The following is a 13,641-nucleotide window of genomic DNA, read 5'->3' on the forward strand; positions in this document are numbered from 1 at the left end:
CTTTATGCGCCCCCACTCCACCATCCTTCTCACCTGCATCGCCATCACGATCTTATCCTCCTGCGTCGCGGGCCGGATCGATCGCACCGAAGACCGGTATGACCGCCGTGAAGATCGCGTCGACCGCCGACATTACGATGGCCCGGGTGACCACCTCGAAGACCGCATCGATCGCCGCGAAAACGTCAATGACAAGGCTCGCGGACGTCGTCACCTGCTCCACTAACCAATCATTATCAACATCAACAACACCAAGAACAACACACACACACCACCCATGAAACTACCGCATCTCATTGCCCTCCTCACCCTGACCAGCGCCGCTTATGCAGGCCCCGACACCTCCAAAAATCCCATGACCACCGCTCCGGAAGAAAGCCCCTGGCACTTCCGCTCCGTCGTCTATGGCTGGGTCACCGCCATTGAAGGCGATGTCGGCATCGGCCCGCTTTCCGCACCCGTGGACATCAGCATGTCGGACACGCTCGACACCCTGGACATGGGTTATATGGGTGCCCTGGAACTGGGCTACAACAAGTGGGCTTTTGGCGTGGACATCGTCTACGGAAAAACCTCCCAGGATATTGATGGCGGTGGTATCTTGTTCGACAGCTTCCGCTACGAACAGAAACAATGGATCATCACTCCTGCAATTTCCTATCGCGTTGTTGAAACCAACGACTACCACATGGACATCTTTGCCGGAGCACGCTTCACCGTCCTCGACGCTGACCTAACCGGTCGCCTGGCTCGCGGCGGCGAGATCGCTCTCGGCAGCGACAAAGATTGGGTGGATCCTATCATCGGCATTCGCGGCCAAGCCGCCTTGACCGAAAAACTCTTTGTCCGTTACAACGCCGACATCGGCGGCTTTGGAGTCAATTCCGATCTCGTCTGGCAAGCCTTCCTCGGCCTCGGCATTCAATGCACTGACAACGTCAGTGTCGCCATCGGCTATCGCGGCCTCGGCATCGATTACAGCGAAGACAACCTGACCCTCGACACCGTCACCCACGGCCCCGTCGTCGGTTTCGAATTGCGCTTCTAATTTTTGTCCAGCTGCTCAGAAACTTCCCCATCAACCTCAACCAGGCGCACTCTCACCAGGTGCGCCTTCTTTTCGTGCCCCATCCCCCCCCTCAACGCAAGCCTTCGATAAACGTCAGCAAATCCGCCATCTCCTGTTCACTCATCCCCGCCTCCAAACCCTCCGGCATAAAGCTCGATCCCGCCGCACTCACCCGCCTCACCTCGCTACGCGGAATCACCACCTCCGCCCCACCCATCAGCAACAACGTCATCCCGCTCGCCCCATCTTCCTTGATCACGCCCGTCAACGTCTGCCCCTCCTTCGTCTCCACCACATAACCCACATACTGCGGTGCAACCTCACGCGCCGGATCCAAAATTGCCTCCATCAATCCCGCCCGACCGCGACCCTTTACCGTCACCAAATCCGGTCCCACCAACACGCCCAGTCCATCCGCCCGGTGACACGCAAAACACCGCTGCACAAACACCTCGCGCCCTTTCACTCCATCGCCCTTCAAATCCAGCGCCCCCTGAAATTTCGCCAACACACTCACCCGCGACGGTGGGATCACCTCCGCCAACACCTCCCGCGCCAAAGCCGCCAGAGTCTCATCCCGCTGCCCGATCAAACCCTGCACCTGCGAAGCCGACAACATCCCCGCCTTCAACCCCGATTCTCCATCCTTCATCGTTTCCAACAACACCCGCACCCACTCCGGCCTCTCCAGCAACACTCCCACCGCCGCCGCACGCCCCACGACATCATACCCCTGCCACTCCCTCAAAATCATCTCCGCCACTTCTGCATCCACATACCTTCCCAAAGCCCTCATCGCCGCCACCTGCAATGCCACTGGCCGCCCCTTCGTCAAACACCGTCCCAACACTTCCCCACTACGCTCAAACCCATCCGCTCCCAATAACCCTACCGCTCCCACTCGTTCCTTCTCTCCGACCGACTCATCCATCACCACTTCCGCAGCCCGCCCAAAAACACCCGCCAAACTCCCGCCTTGATCACGCTCAAAAAGACTCGTCCCCGCGTGCTTCAATCCTTCCGACAACGCCCCAATCACCTCCGCATCCGCCCAACGCGACGCCACCAATTCCACCAGTTCCACCTGCCTCGCTTCATCCGCCCACGCAGCCACAATCCTTATCAAATCCGCCATCACCAACGCACCCCCGTCAACTTCCCCATCCTCGAACTCCACCAAAATTTTCGCCACCTGAGCAGGCCGTGCCGACAACACTGCCGAACGCACCCAATCATCCTCAAAATCTGCCACCAGCAGCTTCGCCATCTCCCGCGCATGCACCATCTCCCCACCCACCTCCGCCAAAGTAAACGCCGCCTGCATCCGCACCCGAGGTTTCTCATCCCGCAACGCCACCACCACCCGTTCCACCACTCCAATCAAATCCTCACCCTCCGATTCCTCCGCCAATCGCAACGCCCTCTCCCGCACATGCTCACTCCCATCCTTCATCGCTTTCAACAACACCTCTGCCGACAACGCCCTCAAACCATCAAGAGCCGACAACGCGTGCAACCTCGCCACCTCACTTTGCGACACCCGCACCATCCGCTCCAGCAGCGGCACCGCCGTCCGATCCTGACGCTCATAAATCAACCTCGACGCCGTGTCCCGATGCCACCCATTCTCGTGCTCCAGCATCTCCACCAGTTCACTCATCCCCAATCTCCCAACATCCACATTCGCACGCCTCGTCCATTCTCCACGCACCGGTGCCACCCTCCATAAACGCCCCCGATCCCGACCACTCGTCAAATCCAGGTGCTTCTTGATCTCGTCCGGGATGCTCCACGGATGCTCAATCACCTCCCGATACATGTCACACGCATACAAACACCCATCCGGAGCATTCGCAAAATTCACCATCCTCACCCACGTGTCCGTGCTTGCCGCAAACTCAACCCCCGTCTCATCCACCGGTCGACGCCCCACCAAACTCACCCCGTCCTCAGTGATCACCTTGCGATGAATCAACGCACCTCCCGCATCTCCGGTAAAAGTATTGTTCACAAACTCCGACCCATAAGCATCCCCACGATAAACCGTCGTCCCCGTCGCCCCGGTAAAATAACCACTTACCCTTCCCCCGCCCTCCATCGCTCCCGGCACCACCCCGCTCACCCGCCAGCGGGTCCGCAAAATCCGCCACGGCTCATCCGGACTGATCCGAAACACCTCCGCCGCTCCACCATCCGCCGCGATGCTCGCCAAACTCCCGGGCATTTTGTAAAACGGATTCCGCGCCGCATACCGACCGTCATAAACATAAAACCGTAAGTGATCCGAGTTATTGCACACAAACCGCCGACCAAAATCATCATAACTCATCCCATACTGACCACCCCCGGGCTCCAACCCAAATTCATAAGTCAGTGGATCAAACCAGAAATCATGACCCGCTATTTCCAATTCCGGCAGATCCGGACGCTTCAAACATTTTAATTTACCCCGATTGCCGTTGCCCGACTGCACATGAATCCGGTTATCCGGCCCCCATTGCGGACAATTCGCCAACGCCTGCACATTCAGAATTTTTAACCCCACCCCAATCCCGGCAAACACCTTCTCCCGCACATCCGCACGCCCATCCCCATCCGTGTCCTTCAAAAACCAAATGTTCGGCGTCGCCACCACATAGATACCCCCCATCGCCGCAATCACCCCCGTCGGCCATGGCAAATCATCTGCAAACACGCGGCTCGATTCATAAAATCCATCCCCATCCCGATCCTCCAACATCGACACCCGGCCCAGATGCGGCTTCTCATCCCGCTGCTCCGAATAATCAATCATCTCACAAACAAACATCCGCCCACGCTCGTCAAAACTCATCGCAATCGGCGACCTCACGCCTGGTTCATGCGCCACCAACTCCATCCGAAACCCGTCCTTCACCTTAAAAGTCCCCACCGCCTCTTTTGGCTCCACCGCAGGATATCGCCCCAGCTCTTTTCCCGGATCCACCTTTAACTCCCCCTTGGTCGCCCCATAAGCCTCCCGATAAGTCCTCACACTCCTGATCTCATCTGCAACCCCCAAATCGACACCTCCAAACATCCAACCCATAAGGCATAACATCAATGTTCTCATCAGCATCCCTCCGCTAAGGTTTACCCAACAGTTTTTTCATGACTCCCATCACCTTCTCCTCCGCCTCAGGCCCCACATTGCTGACATCATCCCGCGTCTCATAACCTCCCTCCGCATAAGATCGGGCCAATCCAATATAAGTCGGACCATAGTCCCCGTAAGCCGCCATCGCCACCTTTAGATCCGGCCGCATCGCCTTCGCCGCCAGCTGATACTCCACAAACAACTCACCCGGCATGTGCAACACCCGCGCTGAACCCACCCTCAAACAAGGCACCGAAATGCCCTCTCCTTTCTGACACCGCCTCAACCAGGCCAGTCGCGATGCCCCATGCAACAAAGCCAGTCCCTTCTCGGTCATCATATCGGCCTTCAACGCCTCCTCCCGAATGTGCTCCGCTGCATCCAACTTCAGCGACTCATTCTCCCAGCCGACATCCTCCACACCAATCGCCGTCTTTTCCGTCGCCTCCCACGCCCGCTTCATCCCGTCCGCCAGCCGCTGCGCCAGAATCACCCGGTTCTCAAAATTCCCATCGTTGTATTTGCCCGCTCCGACATTGCCACCCGCACCGTTGAAATGCACCTGCAACGCCGCCGGCACTGACTGACCACGCATGAATCGCGCAATCCCCGGAAAGTCCGGACTCGCCATTCCTGTCCGATAATAACTCTGCGGATGACACGCATAATAACTCAACACCGCCAGCGGCTTCTCCCCATTCCAAAAACTCAGCACACTCACCACCGGATCAATCACTCCCTCCGGCTCCGCCCGCAGCGCCACATCCTTCGTCGTCGTCAAACGAATCGCCCGAATCCTACCCCCGGGCCCCATCAAGCGCCGACTTGATGCAACCTCCCTCACTTCCGCCTCCCCCCAGCCCATGTGCGACACCAACACCGCCTTTCCCACCGCTACCTCAACCGCCACCGCCGCACGCGTGATCACCTCCCTCGCAAAGGCCCCATCCCAAGCCCCCGTCGGCTGCTCCGCTTCTTTCAATATCTGTTCCGCACTGAAATCACAACGCGGCGCATCATGCTGATGCAACGCATGCAACGCCACCCGATCTGCATCTGTCCCCGCCGCCTTTGCCAAAGCCTCCCGAAAAACCCGATGCCCATCGTTGCCTATCCCAATCCAATCCACCGCACACAACACAATCGGCCGCTCCATCCCCATCAACACCACTCCCCGACAACTCAGCTCCAACTCACCCACCGCCTTCACCGGATCATAGGCCATCTGCTCCCCCACCCCCGGTGTCGCATCCACCTGAAAAGTCGCCAGTCGCAACCCCTCCGCATTCGCCATCGACCCGCCGCCGCAAACAACGAAACACAGCACCAATCGGATCAGGAATCTCATGCGCAAAAGAACCAGGAGTGAAATCATTCACCCACCAATACACCCGCCCATTCCCGAAACTTCAGCGGAATCCGTCCAAAAAAATACCAATTTTTATCCACCCACCGATCATCACCTTCATCTCTTCACTTCCAGCGCCTGATCAATCTTGAACAACACATGCGCAAAATGCGCCTCATTCGGCCCCGCAACTTTTCCCGCCTGCTCGCGAATCCCCCGCAACTGCGCCAACGCCACTGACCGCACCGCCTGCATGTGTTTTGTCCCTTTCAAAATCCCAATCAACCGGTCCACATAATCCAATTGCAAATTCTGCCGGATCGTGCTGATCGCCGCCCCTTCGGCCTCGCCACTCATCACCGCCTTGGTCAAGTCCGCCATCATCAACTCCACCGGATATTCATTCCCCAACAGCCCACTTTCCACCATCCGGTTCTGCGTGTTCGAATGCATCAAATGCTCCAGCAAACGCTGCTGAATTTTCAACACCCGCTCATGCGGTTTCGGATTTTCGCTCTCCTTAAAAAATTCAAACCCGCGACGCTGCTGCTGGAGATGACTCAACAATTCCCCCGACATCGGCCACGCATCCGGCGCAAACGCAAACTTCGCCAACGCCTGCATCGCCGCCACCTGAGTTTTCCCCTCCACCGGTCGCAATGGCAAAGAACCCTTCTCCTTCACCTGACCGGGAATCGCCCGCTCCACATACATGCCGCCGACATAACGTGAGATCGTCGTCAACGCATACCCCTGATCCGTCGTCAGCGACAGATACGCATTGGTCAACTCCTGCCAGCTTGGCTCATCACTCGAAAAACGTTCCATCAATTTCCCATTCGCCTCCCTCACCAATCCAATGCGCTGCACCGCATAACCAATCGGATCACTGCTCATGTCTCCAATCATCGCCCGAGGATCAATCGCCTTGCCCGGATCACGCATGTCATCCGCATCATTGCCAAACATCAATTGCGGCTCATGACTCCGACCCGCCAACGCCGCCAGTCGCTTCACTTCGTCCTCCCGATTCGGCAATGCCTGACTGTAACCAAAATCAATCGCCCAGTCATCATAGGGACCCGGATTGGTAATGTAATACTGCCCCTGCCGCTCCTTGTCCGGCCCCAGGTTCATTGGCATGTAATCCATTACCGATCCCGTCAATCCCGTGCGCTCCGTTAAGGCCCGGTCATTCACCTCCTTCAATCCATGCAAATGGCTCGCTTTAAAATTGTGATTCAACCCCAGCGTATGCCCGATCTCATGGAGCACCAGCATCGTCAAAGCCTCCTTCATCATCTTGTCCATCTCCACCTCATCCGCTGCACGCAGGCGAAGCATTTGCTGACCAAACATCACCCCCTGATGCACATGCAAACCCGCCTCACAACACACGCCCGATGCATCATGTCCATGGTCCCCCGATGACTTAGGCAGCCCCGCCTCGCTCCATAACTTCCTCGCAAACAAACGATTCTTCACAAACACAAACTCCAGCATGATGTCCGCCCCAAGAATCTGCCCGGTGCGCGGATTCACAAAGCTCGGACCATATCCCCCAAACGGCGGATTCGGCGACGAGGTCCAGCGCAGCACATTGTAGCGAATGTCCCCCGCATCCCAATCCGCATCATCCGGCTGTTGTTTGATCACAATCACGTCCTTCAATCCAATCTTCTCGAACGACTTGTTCCACTGCAAAGCCGCCGAGCGAATGGTATCTCGAAACTCCATTGGCGTGGTGTTCTCCATCCACCACACAATCGGTTCACGAGGTTCGCTCAATGCCGCCGCCGGATCTTTTTTTCGCAAATCCCAACGATGAATCACATCCCTCCACGGTGTCGCTTCGGTCGAAGTCTGATCGGTGATCTTGGTCGCGAAATAGCCAATTCGCGCATCATCAAAACGCGGTTCATAATCATTCTTCGGCATCTCAATCAATGAATGCTGCACCGTCACACTGATTGCCCGCCGGTCGGCAAACTCCCCATCGACCCGCTCATCATCACCATCCTTCGAAGCGGGTGGCAACGGGGTATCATAAACATACTCGACCTTGATCGCCGTGTTCTGCGGGTAGTTCTTGATCGACGTGATCTTCGTCTTCGAATCGGATAACTTGCCCAACAACGAATCCTTCCCCTCCTTCACCGACGGCTTCACCTGAAGCAGCGTTTCCTTGAGAAACAGATTGCCTCCTTCAATCAACACCCCCTTGTCATCTTCCGCCACAATCGGCTCGACCGCCAGCAGTGCATGACTGGTGTTTGCCTCCGCCGCGCGCGCCAGCGGATGCGACGGATCAAAGTAAAACGCCGTGTTCTGTCGGGTGAACTCCACCTTCCCGAAATGACGCGAAATCTTGATGATACTCTGATCCCCAAACCGCCCGCGAAAACTTCCGGCAGCCACCACGCCATCTTCTTCGTGACTGAAATAAATGAACTCCCTGCCCAATTGTTCCTTCGTCACATAAAGATAAACCGTTCCTTTTTCCCGGTCACGCCACACCCTCATCAACCCAGGAAACTCCTCACAATCCTTGATCACCTCAGCGACCGTCTTTTTCTTTTTTTTGTCGTCTTTTTCCTCATCCTCAACTTTCTTCTCCTCCACCTTCTTCTGACCAGCGGACTCATCAGCCACGGGCGCTTTGTCATCCTCGCCCAAAACAAGACCTGACACCGACATTAACACAAATACCGGCAGGAAGAGGGCGGCGCGAATCATAGGGATCGAAAAATACCCGAACGGACAAAAAGACGCGAATCAATTCCGTGAAATTGTGGAAAAAATCACAGGCTATGGGTCGCCCCGTGGGGCTCTGCCCACCAATATCGCTTGTCCCTTTGCGAAATCTGCCGATAGGAAGATCCTGATATGGAATACCACGTCGGACGCAACAACCAGCAACTTGGCCAATTCACCGAAGAAGCCATTCGCGAAGGACTCTTCAACGGCCAATTCCTCAAGACCGACCTCGTTTGGACCGAAGGAATGGAGGGCTGGAAACCCGTCGCTGAAGTGCTGGCCATCGAGAGCGAAAGTCCCGCATCCGCCCTTCCTCCTCCTCCGCCGCCGTTGGAAACGTTCTCCGAATCCCCTTCCTCCTCCACCGCTCTTCCGCCTGCGGTTCCGCCATCCTACTCCTCCGGTGCCGCACCCACCTCCAACTTCCCTACCCTCGCAGTCGGCAAACCTACTTCCGGACTGGCCATCGCCAGCCTCATCCTCGGCATCACCAGCCTGCCCACCACCTTCTGCTATCTCGGACTCTTCATTGGCATCGCCGGCATCATCTGCGGCCACATCGCCTCCGGTGCCATCAAACGCTCCAATGGCACCATCGACGGAAAAGGCATCGCCCTCGCAGGACTGATCCTCAGCTACATCGGCACTCTTATCAGTCTGCTGTTCATCGCCATCGTCGCTTTCGCCATCATCGTGGCAGACTCCGACAATTCCTCCACCAAAGTGGCCATCCCCGAAGGCTGGCCAACTCACGCCGACACCACCCCTTCCGAAGGCACGGACGTCAATCCCTAGCTTAGGCCTTGGTCCTAAGCCGCAAAACTTTCCCCACAGGAGCAGGTCACCACTGCATTCGGATTCTTCACTTTGAATCCGCCGCTCTGCAAATCGTCGCTGTAATCCAGCTCACTGCCGGAAACAAACAACGCACTTTTCGGATCAATCACCACCCGCACCTCGGCGGAAACCACCATGATGTCGCGGTTCGCCGGGCCATCCACCAGGTCCATCTTGTATTGCAATCCCGAGCATCCACCACCGATCACCTTGATGCGCAATGCCCCATGCTCCGCACGCCCCTGCTTTTTCAAAAGCCCAAGCAGCCGGTTCGAGGCATTCGGCAACACCTTGATCAGCTTCTCATTGCCAAGCTTGTAGGTCGGTGCGGGGGCCGTGGGTGCAGATTCAGTCACCCCCCAACGTTCGGTCATTTCGCCGCGATGCAAGGAGGAATTGCCCCGAAGAACCAAGAACCAAGAACCAAGAACCAAGAACCAAGAACCAAGAACCAAGAACCAAGAACCAAGAACCAAGAACAAGACCTTACCCCCCCTCCAGCATCTCCTTCCGCAATTTCGCAAAATAATCCAGCGCATCGTCTGGCTCGATCTCCTCCTTCATGAACGCCGCATGGTCAAACTCCTCCAAATAAGTCCGGTCCAGCTCCTTCAAAAAGCTGCTCGGCATGCACGTCTGCTTTTGACCCCACTTCATCCGATACCGCACGTAACTCAGCGTCAGTCGGCGCTTCGCCCGCGTGATCCCCACATAAAAAAGCCGCCGCTCCTCGTCCTTGCGATTCTCATCAATCGAACGCTTGTGCGGCAAAATCCCCTCCTCCAGCCCTGGAAGATACACCACCGGAAACTCCAGCCCCTTCGCCGCATGCATGGTGATCAAACACACCCCCGTCTTCTTCTCGATGTCATCCTTGTCCTCCCGATCATCATTCAAACTGATCTCATCCAAAAACGCCTGCATGCCATCACCCCTCCGACGCGCGTCAAACCCATGCAATGCATCAATCGTCATTTTCATCCCGTTCTCCGCCACCGCCGAATCATCCGGCTCCTTCGCCCCCTTGCGCAAATGATCCACATAAGCAATCTCATGCAAAAACCGCTCCGCCATCACCCCATACGCCGTTGAATTCGTCCGCGCCATGTCGCCATACCTATCCATCATCTCAATGAACTCCAGCAACGGCGTCTTCGTTCTTTCCGACAACAGCGCCTGAAACTCCGGATCCTTCATCGCCACAAAAACGCTGCACCCATTGTCAATCGAATGCTGCCGCGCCAGCTGCGCCGTGCTGTTGCCAATTCCCCGCGTCGGCGTGTTCAGAATCCGCAGCAGACTCGTGTCCTCATCCGGGTTCACCATCACCGTCAAATACGCGATGATGTCCTTCACCTCGCGACGATCAAAAAAGCTGCGCGCGCCAATGATCCGATACGGAATCTTCCTCTTGCGAAACTCCCCCTCCAGCACCCGGCTTTGTTCATTGGTCCGAAACAGCACCGCCATGTCATCCCATGTATCCCCCTTCTTCGTCTGCAGCTCAATCATCTCATCCGCAATGATGCGCGCCTCCTCCTTCTCATCCTCCACGATCACCATCCGCACCGGTTCATGCCCCGGATTTTTGCTCCACAAATTCTTCCCACGCCGACCCAGGTTGTGTTTGATCAGACTGTTCGCCGTATGCAGAATCGCCGTCGTGCTCCGGTAATTTTCCTCCAGCTTGATCACCGTCGCCCCCGGGAAAAACGACTCATAATCATTGATGTTCGTGATGTCCGCCCCGCGCCAGCCATAAATGCTCTGGTCATCATCCCCCACCACGCAAATGTTGTGTGGCGGCCCCACCAGCGCCCGCAACAACCTCATTTGCAGCGTGTTCGTGTCCTGGAACTCATCCACCATCACGAATTTGTATTTTTGCCGCACCTCCTCGCGCACCTCATCATGCTGCTCCAGCAACTCCACCGCATAAAGCAGCAAATCATCAAAATCCATCGCGTTCAACGACCTCAAATCATCCCCATACTGCTGCATCACCGCCGCATCCAGATCCCGCTCCGGATTCCCCAAGGTCGACCCATCATTCTTCGCCTTGCTGATCCGCATCAACGCCATCGACGGATCCAACGTCTCCTCCTTCGTCAACAACCTCCCTAAAATCTTCTTCACCAGCCCCTGCTGCTCTCCCTGACTGTAGATCACGAAATTCTTTTTATACCCGATCTTCTCCGCATAAACCCGCAGCAACCGCATACAAAACGCATGGAAAGTCCCCAGCGTGATGTGTTTGCTCTTCGCCGCCCCCAGCATCTCCCCCACCCGCTCGCGCATCTCATTCGCCGCCTTGTTGGTGAACGTCACCGCCAGAATATTCGCAGGAGAAATCCCCTCCTCCACCATGTAGCGAATCCGCATCGTGATCACCCGCGTCTTCCCCGTCCCCGCCCCCGCCAGGATCAACACCGGACCATGAATCGTCTTCACCGCCTCACGCTGCTGCACATTCAGAAGAGAATAATCAAACGCCATAATAGATCAGAACAATCAGGCCGCCCACAATGTCCCGACTCCGTCCCGACTCAAGCAGCAATTCATCCCTCATTCCCGCCAGCCCCCATCTGGAACAAGACAGTCGGCACCCGGGATCGCGCAAGCTGCATTCGAAAGACAACGTGCACCACCCGGACCGCCACGTGCAGCGTCCCGAAAGCCCCATTCGCCAACCGGGAAGCTTTTGCAGACGAACCATCGGCCCCCCATGGAGTTCCGACGTGTTGTCGGACAGCACCCAACCCATCAACAAATACAATCCACCACCCGCTTGCAACAAACTTGCCCTTCATTTAGCCACTCGCCAGCATCGCCCGCCTCATCCAACGTTCCGGGCGCACCCCTGCAGGCCCCGCCATGATCTCCGCCTATCAAACCTCGCGCATCATCCGCAACATCAGACATCAGACATCAGACATCAGACATCAGACATCAGACATCAGACATCAGACATCAGACATCAGACATCAGACATCAGACATCGGGCATCGAACATCGTTTCGAAGACACCACCGTCACTCCCCCTTCCGCGTAGCAGACGCCTCGGTGGAACACGAGTAATGGGTGTTTTTGTGCGGGTGGTATTCCTCTCACACAAAAGCACTAGGCCACGAACGACCAAGAGCGATGAAGCGGGGGGCATCCCTGATTACCGGAAGACAAACAGCACCGACAATCCCCGAAAACCACCTCTCGATTCTCGCGCAAATCTCCATTTTTGAAGAATAACACCCGAAAATCCGTGTTATTTGTATGCCAAATCGGATCTACTCTCGAAAAATCTTCAAATTTGAAGGATATAGTGTGCTATTAATCTTCAAAACGACGTATTAACCGACTTTTATTTCGCAGGCCATTAATTACTTAGACGATTTTCATGGACGACGCAAAACTCATTGCCGCATGGATCGCAGCTGCCGTTGCGATTGCCGGAACATGCTTGACCGTAATCTCGCAATTCGTATTTCGCTTTATGGACAATCGCGCTAAGCGACGTCACGAATTTATGTCCGCCCGAAGGGACGCTCTGCTGAAAGCGCTCGAGGTGTTGGATCACTGCTATTCCAACATGAGCTTCGATAAAAAACCGCCGACCAATCCTCACACCTGGGATCTTTCTGAATCACATGCGGCAATGAACGGCATGATCGTCTTCTGTGCGAATCCACAGAAAGCCGTCGACACCTTCACGGATGCGCTCGGGCTCAGAGATGGCGATACATTCAATCCGATGGAGAGACTTCACGCATTTCGATGCGTTGTGTGCGATGAACTCGGACTACCACGGACGAATTACGATGATCCGAACATCACATGGATTGGCCAACTTGCGGGCACATCCAAAGAGGCGAAATAACCAGTCGTTGAACGCGAGCAGGCGTTGACGTCGGTCCTGAAAGCAAAGTTGAATGCGCCCGCCGCGTTTACTTTGTCGTTAGACAAAATCCCGATGATCTCCACGCGAGTTGCCGTTCTGACCGATATTCCCGCGCTTGTGGCGATGATGCGTGAGTTTTATGCGGAGTCTAATTATGCGCTCGATGCCCGCTGGGCCGCGGAAGCGTTTTCGGTGGTGTTGCGAGATAGCTCCCGTGGGATTGCGTGGATCGTGTCCGAGGGTGAGGAGCCGATGGGTTATGTGGTGGTCACGTTTCGGCTGAGCATGGAATTTGGTGGTTCAGATGCGTTCATCGACGACCTCTTCGTGAGCGCGAGGCATCGACGGCGCGGGATAGCCAGGACTGCATTGGAAACGGCGTTCGCTGATTGCCGTCGCCGTGGGGTGCTGGCGATACATGTGGAGACCGGAGCAGACAGTGTTGCCGCCAAATCGCTCTACCGCAGCTTCGGTCTCGAAGATCGCAAGCGTCTACTTCTGACGACGCGACTGACTACGAGGTGCGAATCCTTGCTCAATGAAAAACACCAACAGATAGACAGAGAAAGCAAATAGACAGGCTATTGAACCATACAGAAAAACACGCAATGGATCGGTCA

General features: G+C 56.0%; 10 protein-coding genes. 5 read left to right on the plus strand and 5 right to left on the minus strand.

Features of this window, described 5'->3' with window-relative positions:
• Window positions 1-4: 4 nt before the first annotated feature.
• Together FEM03_RS03830 and FEM03_RS03835 are read left to right on the plus strand one after the other, a co-directional pair.
• Entirely contained in the window at window positions 5-226 is a 222-nt protein-coding gene (locus FEM03_RS03830; RefSeq protein WP_138084870.1) for a hypothetical protein, read from the plus strand.
• A gap of 51 nt (window positions 227-277) precedes the next feature.
• Window positions 278-1,048 (plus strand): hypothetical protein, encoded by a 771-nt coding sequence (locus FEM03_RS03835; protein WP_138084871.1) that lies wholly within the window; start codon window positions 278-280, stop codon window positions 1,046-1,048.
• Between the two features lie 91 nt (window positions 1,049-1,139).
• Here FEM03_RS03835 and FEM03_RS25505 read toward each other — a convergent pair whose 3' ends face one another.
• The 3 genes from FEM03_RS25505 to FEM03_RS03850 all read right to left on the minus strand — a co-directional run bounded on the left by FEM03_RS25505 (window position 1,140) and on the right by FEM03_RS03850 (window position 8,268).
• Window positions 1,140-4,166: a PVC-type heme-binding CxxCH protein gene (locus FEM03_RS25505; protein WP_138084872.1), complete on the minus strand. Its 3,027-nt coding sequence runs from the start codon at window positions 4,164-4,166 to the stop codon at window positions 1,140-1,142.
• 7 nt (window positions 4,167-4,173) lie between these two features.
• On the minus strand, window positions 4,174-5,532 hold the full coding sequence (locus FEM03_RS03845) for a hypothetical protein (protein WP_240772664.1): 1,359 nt from the start codon (window positions 5,530-5,532) through the stop codon (window positions 4,174-4,176).
• Between the two features lie 117 nt (window positions 5,533-5,649).
• On the minus strand, window positions 5,650-8,268 hold the full coding sequence (locus tag FEM03_RS03850; protein WP_138084873.1) for a zinc-dependent metalloprotease: 2,619 nt from the start codon (window positions 8,266-8,268) through the stop codon (window positions 5,650-5,652).
• A gap of 150 nt (window positions 8,269-8,418) precedes the next feature.
• Between FEM03_RS03850 and FEM03_RS03855 the strand changes: the two genes are divergently transcribed.
• Window positions 8,419-9,084: a DUF4190 domain-containing protein gene (locus tag FEM03_RS03855; RefSeq protein ID WP_138084874.1), complete on the plus strand. Its 666-nt coding sequence runs from the start codon at window positions 8,419-8,421 to the stop codon at window positions 9,082-9,084.
• A 14-nt stretch (window positions 9,085-9,098) separates the two neighbouring features.
• On the opposite strand, the gene FEM03_RS03860 is transcribed toward FEM03_RS03855, so the two are convergent.
• A complete protein-coding gene (locus FEM03_RS03860) occupies window positions 9,099-9,500 on the minus strand; it encodes a HesB/IscA family protein (RefSeq protein WP_138084875.1) in 402 nt (133 codons plus the stop codon).
• Between the two features lie 112 nt (window positions 9,501-9,612).
• Complete coding sequence (locus FEM03_RS03870; RefSeq protein ID WP_138084876.1) at window positions 9,613-11,622, minus strand: ATP-dependent helicase; 2,010 nt, start codon at window positions 11,620-11,622, stop codon at window positions 9,613-9,615.
• Window positions 11,623-12,520: 898 nt separating this feature from the next.
• On the opposite strand from FEM03_RS03870, the gene FEM03_RS03875 reads away from it, so the two are divergent.
• Complete coding sequence (locus FEM03_RS03875) at window positions 12,521-13,000, plus strand: hypothetical protein (RefSeq protein WP_138084877.1); 480 nt, start codon at window positions 12,521-12,523, stop codon at window positions 12,998-13,000.
• Between the two features lie 48 nt (window positions 13,001-13,048).
• Entirely contained in the window at window positions 13,049-13,597 is a 549-nt protein-coding gene (locus tag FEM03_RS03880) for a GNAT family N-acetyltransferase (protein WP_138084878.1), read from the plus strand.
• Window positions 13,598-13,641: the final 44 nt, after the last annotated feature.

The organism is Phragmitibacter flavus, from assembly GCF_005780165.1.
Taxonomy (GTDB): Bacteria; Verrucomicrobiota; Verrucomicrobiia; order Verrucomicrobiales; family Verrucomicrobiaceae; genus Phragmitibacter; species Phragmitibacter flavus.

Bases quoted from the DNA above. Each gene is read 5' to 3' on its own strand.
- FEM03_RS03830 (WP_138084870.1), top strand. From the start codon at position 5: ATGCGCCCCCACTCCACCATCCTTCTCACCTGCATCGCCATCACGATC.
- FEM03_RS03835 (WP_138084871.1), top strand. From the start codon at position 278: ATGAAACTACCGCATCTCATTGCCCTCCTCACCCTGACCAGCGCCGCT.
- FEM03_RS25505 (WP_138084872.1), bottom strand. From the start codon at position 4,166: ATGCTGATGAGAACATTGATGTTATGCCTTATGGGTTGGATGTTTGGA.
- FEM03_RS03845 (WP_240772664.1), bottom strand. From the start codon at position 5,532: ATGAGATTCCTGATCCGATTGGTGCTGTGTTTCGTTGTTTGCGGCGGC.
- FEM03_RS03850 (WP_138084873.1), bottom strand. From the start codon at position 8,268: ATGATTCGCGCCGCCCTCTTCCTGCCGGTATTTGTGTTAATGTCGGTG.
- FEM03_RS03855 (WP_138084874.1), top strand. From the start codon at position 8,419: ATGGAATACCACGTCGGACGCAACAACCAGCAACTTGGCCAATTCACC.
- FEM03_RS03860 (WP_138084875.1), bottom strand. From the start codon at position 9,500: ATGACCGAACGTTGGGGGGTGACTGAATCTGCACCCACGGCCCCCGCA.
- FEM03_RS03870 (WP_138084876.1), bottom strand. From the start codon at position 11,622: ATGGCGTTTGATTATTCTCTTCTGAATGTGCAGCAGCGTGAGGCGGTG.
- FEM03_RS03875 (WP_138084877.1), top strand. From the start codon at position 12,521: ATGGACGACGCAAAACTCATTGCCGCATGGATCGCAGCTGCCGTTGCG.